Below are 16,663 nucleotides of genomic sequence, written 5' to 3'. Positions count from 1 at the left end.
TTATCTGCTATCATCTGCGGTTTTAAAAAGATAATTGATATGGCCGCAGATGACAATGGGTTAACGCGGATTCACGCAGATTAATAATTCCGATGCTAACAGATTTCATATCATCACCAAAAATCTAATTTTGATGCACCATTTATTCCTTGGTGCATCAGTTTTGAGATTGTGAGTTTGTAGCAAAAATGTCTTCACGGGGTGACGCACTATTTACCAATCTGTACCTCACTCAGTCCGTAATTGCTTTATTACCCAGATTTATCAGGATTTCTGTCACGGCAGAACTGTCCAAAGGTTTAGAAAACCAATATCCCTGAGCTAATTCGCAGTCGAGTTCTCGAAGCTGTGCTAACTGTTCGCCTGTCTCTACACCTTCAGCGATCGCATTCAATCCCAAATTGTGAGCCAAAGTTACGATCGCCCGCACAATCTGCAAAGGCTGACCCCCGTCGTCACCATTTTCGACAGCCCCCAAGCGGCTTACAAAAGATCGATCGATCTTCAGTGTATCCAGGGGAAAACGGTGCAAGTAACTCAAAGACGAATAGCCAGTACCGAAATCGTCGATCGACAATCGAATATTCCTACCTTTTAATTGGGCTAGCACAATATTGGCTTTCTTCACATTTTCCACGATCGCGCTTTCAGTAATCTCCAATTTTAAACAGCTCGGATCGCAGCCTGTTTCTGCTAAAATTTCATCGATTTCGTCGATTAAATTCGGCATACCTAACTGTTTAGGAGAGAGATTGACGCTCATTGTTAATTGCGAAGGATCAATAATGGGTAATTTAAAATTCGGAATTGGTACCTGGGAGGTGGTACTGAACGTAGCCGAAGTATTGGTAATTGGGAATTGAGAATTGGTAATAGATGAGTGGAAATCGGTAATCGGGAATTGGTAACTGGGAATTGATAATTTTTTACCGATTCTTTCTTCCCTGTGACCAATACTGGCACTACGCTCACTAAAAGTTTCGTGTTCCTCATTCCCTGTATCTGTTACATCAGTTAAATCCCCTACATTGCCCGTTCCCTTCTTCCCTGTTGTTACCCGGAGCGAAGTCGAAGCGCCTTCTTCCTTCTGGTTAGCCTGAGCGACTTGCCCTGAGTGATGCCGAAGGGAGTGGAAGGGTCTTGTTCCGACTTCCATTCGACTTCTTCCCTGTTCCTCGGTTAACATTTCTTGCCAAATCCGCAATTGCTGACAAGCTTCCCGCAACACCCAGACTCCCAGAGGCACGATCAAACCTGTTTCTTCAGCTACAGGGATAAAAGTAGACGGCGGAACTAAACCCCGAACTGGGTGGTGCCAGCGCACCAAGGCCTCAAAACCTTCGAGCGCACCGCTGGCGATCGAAACAATTGGTTGGTAGTGCACAATAAAGTGCGAACATTGATTCTTGCTCTCTCCTAATTCCTCCTTGCCCAAAATAGCCAACCGCAGGTCAGTTTCTAACTGCAACAGCGACATAGTTTGGTCGTGCATAGCCAAATTAAACACTTCGTGGCGGGCCTTACCCAAAGCTTTAGCGCGGTACATAGCGATGTCAGCATCGCGCAGGAATTCTTCTGGGTGAGTGTACGAATTTGATGCGCCACTGGCGGTGGCTTCGCCTCGACTGAAAACAATGCCAATGCTAGCGGTGGTAAATACTTCGTGCCCTTCGAGATGAAACGGCTTCGTCAGTTCTTTTTGTATCTTTTTAGCTGCGAGGGTGGCGTCGCTGAGGCTCTGAATGTGGTCTAGCAGGATGGTGAATTCGTCTCCTCCCAGCCGGGCGACGGTATCAGAAACCCGGACGCAGGTTTGCAGTCGCTCCGCAAGGGCGATTAGCAATTTGTCGCCTAAAACGTGTCCTAAAGAATCATTAACTACTTTGAAGCGGTCTAAATCTAGGAAAAGTAAACCAAATTTGTAATCGGGGGACTGATTGGCTCGGCGGATGGCTTGTCCTAGCCTGTCGATGAACAAAACCCGGTTGGGCAAACCCGTCAGCGCATCGTGAAAAGCGCCGTGCAGTAGTTGCCGTTCTACTCGTTTGCGCTCGGTGACATCTCGGATAATAATCTGGCCGGCCGTCGAGCCTTGATAAGTAGCGGGGATGCCCGCCATTTCAACGTCTATTATTTGTCCGTCGAGCCGCATCAGTTTTTGTTCGGCAAGCTCAATCGGCTGATTTTCTGTCTCGACTAGCCGAATGCGCTCTGTGGCTATTTCCACATAGTTTGGATGAACGAAATGCAATACTGGAAAGCCGATAAGCGCTTCGGGAGAGCTCGCACCGAGGAGTTTCGCCCCGGCAGCATTGATGTAGGCGATTTTCCCTTGACTGTGAACGGCGATCGCTTCGGGAGATAGTTCTACTAAACGGCGATAGCGTTCTTCACTTTCTTTGAGAGATACTATCAACTCGCATCGCTCTTTTTCAGCCCGCTGGCGTTCGACTTCCATCTTGTGAACCGCCAGAATTTTGCCAATACTTTGAGCCATCAATTCTATAATTTCTATTTCCTCGTACTTGAACTTTCTTTTTTTGATCTCTCGCGAACTAAAACTCAAGGTTCCGTAAGTTTTATTGTTAACAAAGATCGGCGTTCCGATGTAAGATTCCGCCTGGCAGTTCTGATAAGCAGGATGTTCGCGCATCTCAATATCTGCTCCTATATGAGAATACGCAACTGTTTTGTTAAGTTTAATGACTGCCGCGCAATAAGTATCGCTGAGGTTCAATTCTAAACCTCGCACAAAGTATTCTAACTCTGTTTTAGCTGCTCGGACAATAAAAGTCTCGTTGTCAACTTCCGCCATGATGCCCATAGAAAGTCCAAACATCAAACAGCCTGCTGCTAGATAATCGTCAACCAGTTCTTCAAAGTTTTGATAATGATAAGTTGTAATCCGGTGTAAGTGTTTGAGATTAGCGCTAAAAGCTGCTAAAGCTTGAGAATTTAAAAATAATTCTTCTTCCGATCTCTGGCGGTCGGTAATGTCTGTTTGCACTCCAATAAAGTGGGTTAAGTGTCGCCGCGAGTTGTAAACCGGAGCGATCGACAGTTCGTGCCAAAAAGGCGTGCCGTCTTTCCGAAAGTTGCGTAATATAACTTGAGATTCTCTACCTTCTTCAATCGCAATTCGCAATTCTTTGGCAGCGGGGCTGTCAGTGTCTGTCCCCTGCAAAAATCGGCAATTCTTCCCGATTAACTCGTCTCTGCTATAACCAGTAATCCGCTCAAAACTGGGATTTACATAAATAATTGGATTATCTGCTACGGTTGCGTCGGTGATTGCAATGCCGTTGCTGCAACTTTCGATCGCCCGTTCCATCATTTGTAAGCGCTCTTGCGATATAATGCGCTCGATCGCCGCAGCTAATACGTTAGCGATCGCTTCTACAAAATAAACGTCATCTTGACTGAAAACCCGCCCTTGGCTGGTATGAACCCCCAAAATGCCCCAAGCCGGCGAGGAGGAACTGTTCGCGGGTTCTGCTTGTCCCCAGTTCCTCCCCAGTCCCCGATTGCCGGGAATGATCACAGTAACGCCGCTGACAGCCCGGTGATTGTGCAGCAGTGGCAACTCGCTAAAGCGCGTTTCCACCCGCAAATCTTCGACGATTGTCGGTTCGCCCACTAGCAATGTGTAACCTGCTTGCGATCGAGCAGAAGCGGCAACAGTAGCGCTGCCGACGAGGCCCGGCTGCCAGCCAACCCCCGCTCGCAGCAGAAAAGCATGACCAGAGGGCAACAGTTCTAACAACTGGCAATAATCAACGTCCAGGGTTTGAGCAATTAAAACCGCAGCTTTGTCCATCAGTGCGGACAAATCTGTTTCTGCCAGGGCCTGCTGCCCCAAGTAAGCGACGGCCGCTTGCTGGCGGGCCCGCGAGTGGATTGAGGTGAGCAATTCCTGCTCCTTGGCGGCGACTCGTTTCCGATCCGTAATGTCGGTGAACACCGACAGAACAGCTTTCCCCGACACCAATGTCAGATACCGCATCGATACACTGGCCCAAAACAGCGTGCCGTCAGCTTTTTTAAGCCGGACTTCTGTCTCGCGGACGTGTCCGTTGCGGGCGAGCCGCAACAGCAATTCCTGGCGATCTGCAGGTTTGTGGTAAAGCATTTCGGCTTTTTGACGGTCGATCGACTTGAATCCTGTGAACCCGAAGGCCTGACGGCATAAATCATTGCTATAAAGAATTGTGCCGTCCGCCAGACTGCTGACGATCAGGGGCAGTGGCATCGAGTTGGCGATCGTCAGCAGTAATTCTTTGGTTCCTTGCAGCTCTTTGTACAAGTCTGGCTTGGACGCCCAGCCGTGACAGTCTTCAGACTTTTCAGGGATAAAACTTTCCATTGTTTAATCGATCCATTAGCAGGACAACTTTTTTAAACTTGTGGTCAATCAATACTGCGGACGGTTTTTAATTAGCATTCGTAGAATAAAAGTTTCAAGGCGATTCGCCGATCGAGCTACCAACGGACAATCAAGGGTTTCAAACTACGAACTAAAAACAGTCCAGATTATTGGTAAATGACGATTTCAGATGCAGAGGACGATCTACAGTAGCCCACAACACATTAATCTTAACCAGAACTATGCAACTGAACGCCCCTAAACTGCTCGGCTGAAGTTTGATACGCAGCACTCTCGTTAAAGACCACATCTGTCTTTGGTATGACAATCTACTGTTTTTAAAGTTGCGTTAAGTTTTGATAAGAGCGAGGTACTTTACCCAATGTGCAGCGGAAGCTCCTAATCTAAAAAGTAAAGTCACCTACAAACAACCACCGAATACTATCCGAGGAGAGAGGAGAAATGCTTGAATCTTACCGCCGTACCGCTGCCGAACGGGCCGCTTTGGGAATTCCACCGCTGCCGCTGGACGCCCAGCAAACGTCGGAACTGTGTGAACTGCTGAAAAATCCGCCGGCTGGAGAAGAAGAAACCTTAATAGAATTATTGCGCGATCGCGTCCCCCCCGGAGTAGACAGCGCCGCCTACGTCAAAGCTGGTTTTCTAACTGGCATTGCTAAAGGTGAAATCCACAGCCCCCTAATTGCTCCCAAATGGGCAGTTTACCTGCTGGGGACAATGATGGGCGGTTACAACGTCCAATCTTTAATCGATTTGCTCAATCCTACTGCTGAAACCGCCATTCCCGCCACTGCAGCCCGGGCACTGAGCAAAACGTTGTTAGTATTCGACGCTTTCCACGACGTTATAGCTTTGTCTGATACCAATCCCTACGCCAAGCAGGTAGTCGATTCTTGGGCGGATGCCGAGTGGTTTACGGGTCGTCCTGTGTTGCCAGAAGCGATTACCGTTACAGTGTTCAAAGTTCCTGGAGAAACCAATACAGACGACTTATCACCTGCACCTCATGCTACCACGCGGCCCGACATTCCCCTACACGCTTTGGCGATGCTGGAAAGTAAGATGCCTGGGGGTTTGCAAACCATTGCACAATTGAAGCAAAAAGGTCATCCGGTAGCCTATGTTGGTGATGTTGTCGGTACCGGTTCGTCGCGGAAATCAGCGATTAATTCCGTACTCTGGCACATTGGCAATGATATTCCGTTTGTGCCGAACAAACGCAGTGGCGGTTATATTTTAGGAAGTGCGATCGCCCCGATTTTCTTCAATACCGCTGAAGATTCCGGCGCATTGCCGATCGAATGTGATGTCTCCCAAATGGAAACAGGAATGGTAATTACCATCCATCCGTACAAAGGTGAAATCACCAACGAAGCCGGAGAAATAATCTCCACCTTCACCCTCAAACCCGATACCATTCTAGACGAAGTTCGTGCCGGTGGTCGAATTCCGCTATTAATTGGACGAACTTTAACCGACAAAACCCGCGCAGCTTTAGGACTAGAACCTAGCACTATTTTTACCCGTCCCACAATCCCAGTAGATACGGGCAAAGGCTTCACTTTAGCCCAAAAAATGGTAGGCAAAGCTTGCGGTTTGTCCGGCGTTCGTCCCGGTACATCTTGCGAACCAGTCATGACAACAGTTGGCTCGCAAGATACTACCGGGCCTATGACTCGGGACGAATTAAAAGAACTTGCTTGTTTGGGATTTAGCGCCGATTTGGTAATTCAAAGTTTCTGCCACACCGCCGCTTATCCCAAACCAGTTGATGTCAAAACTCACCATGAATTACCCGATTTCATGTCACAGCGGGGCGGCATAGCTTTGCGGCCTGGAGACGGCATTATTCACTCCTGGCTGAATCGAACTTTATTGCCGGATACAGTGGGAACTGGCGGAGATTCTCACACTCGTTTTCCTTTGGGAATTTCCTTTCCTGCTGGTTCGGGACTGGTGGCATTTGCTGCTGCCTTGGGCGTCATGCCTTTGGATATGCCGGAATCGGTATTAGTGCGGTTTAAAGGTGAATTGCGGCCGGGAGTAACGCTCAGGGATGTTGTGAATGCAATTCCCTATGTGGCGATTCAAAAAGGTTTGCTGACAGTCTCAAAACAGAATAAGAAGAATGTCTTTTCTGGGCGGATTATGGAGATTGAAGGTTTGCCCGATTTGAAGGTCGAGCAGGCTTTTGAATTGACCGATGCTTCTGCCGAGCGTTCTTGCGCTGGATGCACGATTAAATTGAGCGTAGAGACTGTTTCCGAGTACATTCGCTCCAATGTCGCGCTGCTGAAAAACATGGTGGCGCGGGGCTATCAAGATGCGCGGACGATGATGCGCCGGGTGGCGAAGATGGAGGAATGGCTTGCAAATCCGGTGCTGATGGAGGCGGATGCTGATGCGGAATACGTTGAAATCATCGAAATCGATCTGAACGAGATTACAGAACCCATTGTGGCTGCTCCCAATGACCCGGATAATGTTAAGTTGTTGAGTGAGGTTGCGGGCGATCGCGTTGACGAAGTATTTATCGGTTCTTGTATGACAAATATCGGTCACTACCGCGCCACTGCGAAGGTATTGGAAGGTGCAGGGGAAGTGAAAACTCGCCTGTGGATTTGTCCGCCAACTCGGATGGACGAACAGCAACTCAAAGAAGAAGGTTATTACAGCATTTTTGGAGCTGCTGGAGCGCGTACAGAAATGCCCGGTTGCAGTCTTTGTATGGGCAATCAAGCGCGGGTTAAAGATGCGACAACGGTGTTTTCAACTTCTACTCGTAACTTTAATAACCGCATGGGCAAAGATGCACAAGTTTATCTCGGTTCGGCGGAATTGGCGGCCGTTTGTTCGCTGTTAGGTCGCATTCCCACAGTCCAAGAATACAATGACATTGTGTCGAAGAGAATCGATCCTTTTGCGGGTGATTTGTATCGGTATTTGAATTTCGATCAAATTGCTGGTTTTGAGGATGAAGGGCGAGTGATTGCTTTGGAAGATATGCCTCGAATTGAGGATATTTTGGGGATTCCCGATGGTGTGTTGAGCAAGTAAAAAGTGAGGCGGGCTATGGCCCGCCCTTTGTTTATAATAGGAGTAGGGGTTCACGCCTGCATATCTAATTCACGTCCAGGATATTGATCGACCCGCCCCCCTCCCCTTTTCGTAAATCAATCGAACTTCATATAAATCTGAGAAAGGAGAAAAGTGATTATGCCTGAGCAAGCTTTAATCAGCGAAAGCCAAGCGACAGCAACTTCAGCGCCAGAAACTCGCATAGGCGAAGAAATTGTAAATTTTTTGCGGGAGATTCAGCAAACTCCGAGAGAATATTAGCCAAACTTACTTCAGAGGATTCGGCTATTTCGCGAAACAGTAACAATGAAGCCAACAACCCCCGATACTTCGATAAAAGCTACAGACGAAATTAAGACAATCGATCGCGTACAGCAGCACGAAGCTCTGAGCAAGTTGTTACAGTCTTGGATAGACAATGGAGATGAACAGGAACAAACAGAAACCGCTGAAGTTCTCCGCAAGGCACTAGAAGAAAACCCGGTGCATATATAGTCCAGGAGCAGAATAGTTTTGTTAAATTCTGGGCTTTTAGGAATTGTTACAAATCCCAAAGCCGCCTCTCCTTTATCTCAAGAGGGTAAAGTCTGGCTGCAATCTTTCCGCTAAAAGGTTACATTGTCATGCTTCCTGAAATTGCTGACTATGAGGTGAGGCGCGAATTAATTCGTGCAGGTAAAACGGCAGGTATTAGACGACTTGATGAACTTAAATCGCAAATCCCATACCGTCCTTTGACTACAGAAGTAATGCTTTTAGCGGCTCAGTTGTGGGCTGATTCGAGAAAGAGAGGAAGACCAACAGCCGAACCTAATGCCCTTGACTGGGATGTGATTTTGGCGGCGCAAGCAATATTGGAGGCCAGTGAAGGCAATGAGGTGGTAATTGCTACAACAAATGTGGGGCACTTGTCGCAATTTATTGCTGCTCGCGAGTGGCAACTAATTCAGTAATCTTTAAATCGATCGCACTTACCCTATCCCTGCTATACTTTGAACTACAGATATTTTTACAGACACCGTTAGCGAGATAAACAGCATGGTGGAAATAGTGGACACAATCGAAAAAATTGACGATCGCACGCAAACCCGCTACTGGGGTAAAGTTACAGTCATAGACGCGGGCGATCGTTATAAGATCAATCGCATTGAAGTCAAGCCGGGGCATCACATCAGCACCCAAATGCACTATCACCGCAGCGAACACTGGGTTGTCGTCTCCGGTACCGCTAAAGTTATCTGCGACGACAAAGAGACGATTCTCATGCAGAAACAGTCAACCTACGTTCCCATGAATACTGCTCACCGCGTAGAAAATCCAGGCGTTATTCCCCTGGTGATGATTGAAATCCAAAATGGTGAATACCTCGGCGATGATGACATTATCCGCTTCGCCCAAGATAGTCACGAGGAAGATTGATCCTAGATCCAAATATGAAGCACTCGCAGACGCCAAGGAAAAGCTTCGCACACCGAACAATGACCGGAAGCATCCAGGATACAAGCCCCCAAATTTATCCGTGGGGTCAATGCTTCAATTCTTTAATCTAAAATCTAAAATCGATTGACCTACGCAGCGACCGGGAACAAGATAAATCCTACAATTAAAACTGTAGGGGCAATTTCAGAATTGCCCCTACCTTATTATATTAAGTTTGTTAAGCACCAGAATTTGATATAGCAAGTGGCGATCGTCCTACGGCAAAGAAGCGTTTTGCAAATCTACATTTGCCATATTGGCATTCTTTAAATTAGCACCTGTCAAGTCGGAACCGTTCAAATTTGCACCGTTCAAATTTGCATTGGTCAAATTTGCATCCCGCAAGTTGACTCCCTGTACGTCTATTCCCGACAAATTGCCACCTCTGAGGCTGACATTCGCTAAATTCGCTATAGACTGGCGAGCATTTCTCAGGTTTGCACCCGCCAAATTGGCGCTTTCTAAATTAGCGCCGATTAAATTAGCGCTGGTGAGATTCGTATTTTTTAAACTAGCAATCACTAAACCCGCCAAACTCAAATTAGCGCGGCTCAAATCAGCACCCTCCAAATTAGCCCCGTGCATTTTAGCCCCAATTAAACTCGCACCTTGCAATTTAGCTTGTTTTAGATTTGCTTCATTCAGTTTGGCTTCGTCCAAATTTGCACCGTTCAAATTTGCACCTCTGAGATTCGCACCGCTCAAATCTGCCCCGCTCAGATTCATACCAGCAAGTTGCGCTCCTGTCAAGTCGCATTGGTTACATTTTTTAGTTTCTAATAATTGCTTGACGTGGGATACATTTTCTGCCTTTACTCCCGAGGCTAAGCCCATCGCAATTACCAGCCCTGTTGTTGTTAAAATCCCAAGTTTCATATACCCACCCTCAGCAATATCTCTCTTTTAATAATATTCCACATTATTAAATAGGTTAGGGTGATCAGTCTCTTTGATAAACTGTGACAATCATCACCCTATTGTGTACAAAATATGCAATAATTACTGACGTTTCAACTGCGGTAAATTCTTGTAAAGAATTATTGCTTTTTCAGGAACCAAAAAGGAAAAGATTGCGTCGGTTCAAGACGGACGCCGGTGATGCTGTTCTGAGCAAAAGTATAGTCCTTATCCTGCCAAAGAGGGATAAAAGGTACATCTTGACCCAGTATGTCTTGAATTTCGGCAAACAGGGCTTTGCGGGTTTCAGGATTTGCTTCTTTTCGTTGCTTGTCGATTAGTTGATTTACCCGATCGCTATAATAAAACGAACCCTGACCTTGACTTTGACCCTTGGAGCAGCCCTCAGCCTCGGAACCTGTCGCACAATCTAAAAACGGGTGGATATAATTGTCAGCGTCAAAAAAGTCGGCGGACCAATCCACTAAAACCGCAGGATAAATTCCCTTCTCTATGTTTTGAAACAAAGTGGGAGATTCCACGCTGTTAATTTCTACCTTCATTATCCCGTCCATTTTGAGTTTAGCTTGCGCCTCCATCATGCTCACCACTAAAGCTCGTTTTGTAGAAGATGAAGCATACCAAATTGGCAGAACGAAAGGATTGGTAGCCGAGTATCCCGCTTTCGTTAAAAGTTCCTTAGCCTTTGTCGTGTTGGCATCACCGTAGAGTTCCTTAAAAACTGGTTTTTGAACGTCGAAGTTTGTGGGAATCAGACTGTAAAGCGGTTGTGCTTGTCCCCGCAGTACGCGCTCGTTAATCACCGGGCGATCCATCACTGCTGCGATAGCCTGTCTGACTTCTAACTTGTCCAGCGGTTTAGACTTGGTATTCAGCGTTATGTAATTAACCGTACTGCTTTCCCCCGCGATTTCCTGCCATTTCCCTTTTTTTGATCCCTCGTCCAAGCTTTGAACTTGGTCTGCATCCAGAGACAAATAAGCCACATCAACGGCACCAGTCTGAAAAGTATTGAACAAATTTGACGAACTAGAAAGCAGCAAAATGTCAATTCCTTGATTAACCGGCTTTTCCCCCCAATACTTTTCAAACACGTCAAACTTGAGAGAATCGCTGCCGTACTTCGCCAGCTTGTAACGTCCAGTTCCCACAAACGTATCGGGTTTAAATTTACCCTGTCCAATCTCGTATGCTTTCGGAGAAACAGCACACATACCGGAAAATGTCAACAGGGAAGGAAAAGCAGAAAAAGGCTTTTTGAGTTGAAAAGTTAATTCGTATTCGCCCGTGGCTTTTACCGATTCTACTGCATCGCCCAACAACATAGCCGGACTGCCACCATTCTTGATAAACCGCTGCAAGGAAAATTCCATTGCAGCGGCGTTAAACGGTGTGTCATCGTGAAAAATAACGCCTTGACGCAAGGGGATTGTATATGTCAATCCGTCTTGGCTAACTTTTGGCATCGCTGTCGCTAAGTGGGGAATTAACTTTGTAGTTCCAGACTCGTAGGTGTAGAGAGTGTCGCCCAAATTTCGCAGCAATTGTCCTGATAATGTTTCGTAACCGTCTGCAGGGTCGATCGTCCGCAATTTCAAGGTTGTGCCAATAGTAATGCGGTTATTAGCATTTTCGCCGCTCGCATTCACCGAGCGACGCGATCCCTGTCCGCAACTTGCAGTTAACAAGCAGCACAGAAAGAACAGAGCTATCGCTTTAATCACTGAAGGTTTTATATGTATTCTAGGCTGCTGCTTGTTAATTCCCATCGTCTTTTTTTGACACTCCAAATTATTGATTATATTATCAGGACTTACGCACTGTTAGACTAGAAACCGGATTTATTGGTAGATTTTCCTGTAATACAAATATCGCTGCCTAACCACAGCAACTTGAAAGCTTGGTGATGTTCGATCACTTTGAGCTCGATCGCATCAATCCTTAGAGCTTGCTGGGCGATGACTGTTCTTGCTAACAAGTGCGACGATAGTCTTAATTAATTTATCCGGTTCGATCGGCTTTGCCAGATGTCGGTGAAATCCAGCTTGCAAAGCTTGCTTTTGATTAAACTCCCCCGCATAGGCAGTCAGGGCGATCGCGGGAATCAGCCCACCCCGTTCTGGCGGCAGGGATCGCACTTGGCCCAACAGCATATAGCCATCCATCCCCGGCATTCCAATGTCGCTCAACAAGACATCTGGCTGGAAATTAGTCAACGCTGTGAGGGCTTCTTGAGGGACAGCAACAGTCCGAACCTCTGCACCTGCATCTTCTAGCAAAAAGGAAATCAACTCTCGCATATCCGGCTCATCATCTACCACAAGTATCCGCATCCCGGATAACGGTTCATCCGCAGTCGAGCGTTCCGAAAGTCCTGCAAGACAGTTTTCTTGTCTTAACTTCCCTGATAGGGGCAGTCTGACGGTAAAGGTAGCTCCTAACCCTTCACCGAGGCTATCTGCCCCAACGGTGCCACCGTGCAGTTCGACTAGATGGCGCACGATCGCCAGCCCCAATCCCAAGCCCCCAAACTTGCGGGTTGTAGCGCCATCTTTTTGCCGGAAATAGTCAAACACGTAGGGTAAAAACTCCGGTGCGATGCCAATCCCTGTATCCGCCACCGTAATTTGAGCGTGATTGCCAACACGAGTCAAATTCACCTCAACGCGCCCCCCGGCTGAGGTGAATTTGACCGCATTGGAAACAAGATTCCAGATTACTTGCTGCAAACGGCCCGAATCCCCCAAAATTTGTCCAATCTGAGGATCTAACGCAGTCCGAATATCAATGGATTTGGCAACAGCAGCCAAATTGACAGTTTCGATCGCCGATTCCACAGTTAAAGCTAAATCGACTGGACGAATATTAAGACTGAGCTTGCCTTGGAGAATTTTCGAGACATCAAGCAAATCTTCAATCAATTCAGTTTGCAGCTTGGCATTGCGTTCGATCGTCGCTAACGCCTGTGCAGTTTTGACCGCATCTAACTTGCCAGTTTGCAACAGCTTTGTCCACCCCAGGATCGGATTGAGGGGCGATCGCAATTCATGGGACAGTACCGCTAAAAACTCATCCTTGATCCGATTTGCCTGTCTTAGGTGTTCCGCTTGCTGCTGGAGTGAATCGTTCAGGTTGGCCCGTTCCAGAGCGCTCGCGATTTGGTCACAGGTAGATCGCAGCATATCGATTTCTGCAGGCGTAAAGTGCGTCCGAGTTCGACTGGCAAAGGAGAGCGTTCCTAATAACTGCCCTTGAGCGATTAACGGTTGACCCGCGTAAGCCGTCATGCCCAGTTCAGAGACGGCTTTAGCATTCGGATGAGTGGAGAGTTCGGCTTGATTCAAGACAAGTTGCTGCTGCGTTTGGGCAACAAGTCCACAGAGATATTCCCCTACTTCGATCCAGGCGATCGCCTGCGCCCTTTCTTCAGAGATGCCATCATAGTTTCTCAAATGCAGCATCGGGTGGTTGTCTTTTTCTTCCACCATGAAGTTGTAGTAAGAGTGCAGATCGAGTTGCACGGAAAGTTTGCGGAATAGCGTGTCCATCAAAGCCAGAGGCTGTTCTGTCTGCATCAGATCGCGGGTAGTTTCATACAGCAATTGCAGTCGCTCACTTGCTTGCCGTTGTGCGGTCTTGTCCTGCATGATTTTGACAAATCCCTGCAGACAATCCGCTTCGTTAAGCAGGGGCATCATCAATCCACTGGCCCAAAAGCGATTCCCATCTTTGCGGACGTGCCAGCGTTCGTCTTCTGCCCGTCCTTGTAGTAGAGCCGTTTGCCTCTCGTACTCGGCTTGTCCTTGTTCGTTATCTTCGGGCGTGAAGATCATCCGACTCGAGCAACCAATTGCTTCTGTCTCGGTATAGCCCAACAACCTTTCTGCCCCTGAGTTCCAACTGGCAATGATGCCGTTAAGGTCGAGGGTGAAGATGGCATAATCTTTGGCGCTTTCAATGATCAGACGGAGGCGGGATTCACTCTCGCGCAGGGCTTCCTCAGCTTGTTTGTGGTCTTCAATATCAACACAGGAGCCGATGTAGCCCAAGAACTCACCTTCCAATCCGTAGCGAGGAATAGCTTCATCCATAATCCAACGGTATATGCCATCACAGCGTTTCAAGCGATAGTCCATCTTGAACGGTTGACGGGCATCAAAGGCAGTCACATAGGTGTCTAAACAGCGCTCAAAGTCGTCGGGGTGGACTCCTTCTGCCCAGCCATTGCCCCTTTCTTGCTCGATCGTCCGTCCCGTAAAGTTTAGCCACGGGAGGTTGAAGTAATTACAGAGTTTATCGGTGTCCGACATCCAAATCAGCACAGGGGCGGCATCTGCCATCAGCCGGAACCGTGCCTCACTTTCCCGTAGTGTGGCTTCGGCTTGTTTGCGATCGGTGATATCGTTGACCAGTGCTACAAACCCTTCAACTTTTCCCTGGCTATTGAAGCGGGGAACATAGGTCGCATTGACATAACGAATTACACCATCTTTGTAGGGAATTTGGGTTTCAAAGGTCACTTCCTCTCCTGCCAAGACTTGCTCAACATAAGGACGAACCGCTTCATACGCCGTTTCGCCTAAAACCTCTGGGAGATGCTTGCCGTAAATTTGCGTTGCCTGATGTCCAAACCATTCTTCATATGCTCGATTGTGGAAGCGGTAGCGTTGGTCAGAGTCTACAAAGGAAATCAAGGCAGGCACGGCATTGGTGACTAAACGAAGTTCTGCTTCTCGTTGTTGCAATACCTCCTCGGCCAGTTTTTGATCGGTGACATTTCGGAAATAAATGGTAATCCCGTTTGCGGCAGGGTAGGTGCGAACGTCATACCACCGATCGTGATCGGGATAAAACGCGGTAACAGACAAAGCCACGCGCTCGTTTGCCACACGCCGATGAACCCGCTCAAACTCGCTGCCATCGAGTCCTGGGAATTCTTCCCAAAAATTCTTCCCCATCAGATCGCCCGAAGTGCGGTCTAGCAGAATTTCCGCTGACCGATTCACGTAAGTAAAACACCAATTCTCATCCAGGGAAAAGAATCCATCCTCAATGCTTTCTAGAATGTTCCGACTCTGTTCTTCGCTTTGACGCAACGCTTCTTCGGCTTGTTTGCGATCGCTGATGTCGATGAATACGCCCCGCGTCGAAATTATGAAGCCCTCAGCGTTGTAGGCGCAATCGCCCTTTGCCAAAATCAAACGAACAGTGCCATCTGCCCACAGCGTCCGATACTCTATTTCAGTATGCGCTTGATTCGCTTTTAGCTCATTGAGGACGGTGTGAACGAATGGGCGATCGTCCGGATGCACGGCTTCTAAAAACACCTGCACCGACATTGCCTTATCCACGGCTAAACCAAACATCGCTTTGGCTATGTCCGTAAAACTCAGCGTGTCTGTTTCCATATCCCAATACCACAAACCCAAATTGCCGCCTTCGGAAGCCAGTCGGAACTGTTCTTCGCTGTCGCGCAACGCCTGGAACGATCGATCGCGCTCGAAGGCGATGCTGGCCACTTGGGTGCCGAACTCGGCGAGTTTATATTCCCAATCCGTCGGCCTCCGCGCCTCGCTAAAGCAAAGCATCAGCGACCCCAGGGCTAGATTGTCCTGCCTGAACACGGGCTGAGAATGACACGCTAGAATGCCATGAGCCACGCATAAATTTCGCCATGCTTGCGACCAGCGATCGTCCTTAGCAATGTCGGCGCAGGTCACGGGCTGGCCGCTATACACTGCTTCGCCACAGGTTCCAATGCACAAATCGTTAATTGGAGCATCTTGGAGCCCTTCACCAAAAGACGCTGGAAAGTCTGGAGTAATGGATCTGTTAAACGTCAGCCGCTGAGCATCCGCTAGCAGGAAGCCCGCGCGGGTACCCGGATTCAGCCTGGATACTGAGTCACACACGGCTGCCAGACAGTCGTCTAGTGGCTGTCCGAATGCGATCGACTCCAGCAGTCGTTTCTGCTCGATTAGCAGGAGTTCGGCCTGTTTGCGATCGGTAATGTCAGCAAGCAAAACGGTAAGTCCACGGGGCGAAGGGTAAATTCGGTAGTCATACCAACCGTTCCAAGGTGAGTAGAGATAATCAAACTGGAGCGGCTTTTGTTCGTGCATTGCCCGATGAAACTGCACATAAGCATTGGTGTCAACGGTAGCGGGAAATAGCTCCCAAACGTTCTGACCCAGAAGCGCTGACCGCGACATTCCAACCATTTCACAGTAGCGATCGTTGGCATAGGTGTAGCGCCAATCGCGATCGAGGATATAAAACCCATCGTTGATGCTAGAAAGTACCGTTTCTAGTTGTTCTTTTGCCTCAGTCGCCGCAGCTTCTGCTGCTTCGTCGCGCACCTGTTGTTCTACTTCCATTGCCTGCTGTAAATTTTGCAAGGCTGCTTTCGCGTTTTTTATAGCAGTGCGCCACGATTGATTGAGTGAAGCGATCAATCCTGCCGCGAGCAAAAACATACCGATCCGAAGAATTGTCTCTACATTAACTATCTGTAAGGAATAGAACGGCTCAATAAAAAAATAGTTAATTGCCAGCGTGGATAAAATTGTTGCCAGTAACCCAGCCCCGAAACTGCCATACCAGGTACTCACTATCACCGCGATGAAAAACAGGGGTGTCGTGGTTGGGTAGATCCACGGTAAAAGCGATCGGGTTAGCGCCAGTGCTAGAGCCACGGAGAGGGTCGCCACACCATAGGGAAGTAGTCTAACTCTGAAAATGCTGTTGATTCCCTCTAAACTCACCCTTTGTACTCCTTATCAGAAAAATATCTTGCTCGCCGCG

9 protein-coding genes are annotated in these 16,663 nt (G+C 47.9%); 5 read left to right on the top strand and 4 right to left on the bottom strand.

The window, feature by feature from the left end; translation table 11 throughout:
- Positions 1 to 232: 232 nt before the first annotated feature.
- Positions 233 to 4,363, bottom strand: coding sequence for an EAL domain-containing protein (locus QUA27_RS15870; protein ID WP_333068999.1), 4,131 nt, complete (start codon positions 4,361 to 4,363; stop codon positions 233 to 235).
- 462 nt (positions 4,364 to 4,825) lie between these two features.
- Between QUA27_RS15870 and acnB the strand changes: the two genes are divergently transcribed.
- The 5 genes from acnB (at position 4,826) to QUA27_RS15845 (ending at position 8,881) form a co-directional block, all read left to right on the top strand.
- Complete coding sequence (gene acnB, locus QUA27_RS15865) at positions 4,826 to 7,441, top strand: bifunctional aconitate hydratase 2/2-methylisocitrate dehydratase (protein ID WP_333068998.1); 2,616 nt, start codon at positions 4,826 to 4,828, stop codon at positions 7,439 to 7,441.
- A 159-nt stretch (positions 7,442 to 7,600) separates the two neighbouring features.
- Positions 7,601 to 7,723 carry a hypothetical protein gene (locus QUA27_RS15860; RefSeq protein ID WP_333068997.1) on the top strand — a complete coding sequence of 41 codons (123 nt, stop codon included), beginning with the start codon at positions 7,601 to 7,603 and terminating at the stop codon, positions 7,721 to 7,723.
- Between the two features lie 45 nt (positions 7,724 to 7,768).
- Entirely contained in the window at positions 7,769 to 7,957 is a 189-nt protein-coding gene (locus QUA27_RS15855; RefSeq protein WP_333068996.1) for a hypothetical protein, read from the top strand.
- Positions 7,958 to 8,085: 128 nt separating this feature from the next.
- A complete protein-coding gene (locus tag QUA27_RS15850) occupies positions 8,086 to 8,415 on the top strand; it encodes a PIN domain-containing protein (RefSeq protein WP_333068995.1) in 330 nt (109 codons plus the stop codon).
- 85 nt (positions 8,416 to 8,500) lie between these two features.
- Entirely contained in the window at positions 8,501 to 8,881 is a 381-nt protein-coding gene (locus QUA27_RS15845; RefSeq protein ID WP_445251515.1) for a cupin domain-containing protein, read from the top strand.
- 276 nt (positions 8,882 to 9,157) lie between these two features.
- On the opposite strand, the gene QUA27_RS15840 is transcribed toward QUA27_RS15845, so the two are convergent.
- From QUA27_RS15840 to QUA27_RS15830, 3 genes are all read right to left on the bottom strand, one after another.
- Positions 9,158 to 9,817: a pentapeptide repeat-containing protein gene (locus tag QUA27_RS15840; protein ID WP_333068994.1), complete on the bottom strand. Its 660-nt coding sequence runs from the start codon at positions 9,815 to 9,817 to the stop codon at positions 9,158 to 9,160.
- A 161-nt stretch (positions 9,818 to 9,978) separates the two neighbouring features.
- The gene (locus tag QUA27_RS15835) at positions 9,979 to 11,628 is read right to left on the bottom strand and encodes an ABC transporter substrate-binding protein (RefSeq protein ID WP_333068993.1); all 1,650 of its coding nucleotides are present in this window, start codon (positions 11,626 to 11,628) and stop codon (positions 9,979 to 9,981) included.
- A 165-nt stretch (positions 11,629 to 11,793) separates the two neighbouring features.
- Positions 11,794 to 16,623, bottom strand: coding sequence for a PAS domain S-box protein (locus tag QUA27_RS15830; RefSeq protein WP_333068992.1), 4,830 nt, complete (start codon positions 16,621 to 16,623; stop codon positions 11,794 to 11,796).
- Between the last annotated feature and the right edge of the window lie 40 nt (positions 16,624 to 16,663).

This window comes from Microcoleus harperi Pol14_C6 (genome assembly GCF_036701295.1).
GTDB lineage: Bacteria > Cyanobacteriota > Cyanobacteriia > Cyanobacteriales > Microcoleaceae > Microcoleus.
This window is presented reverse-complemented; position numbering and strand designations above follow the sequence as displayed.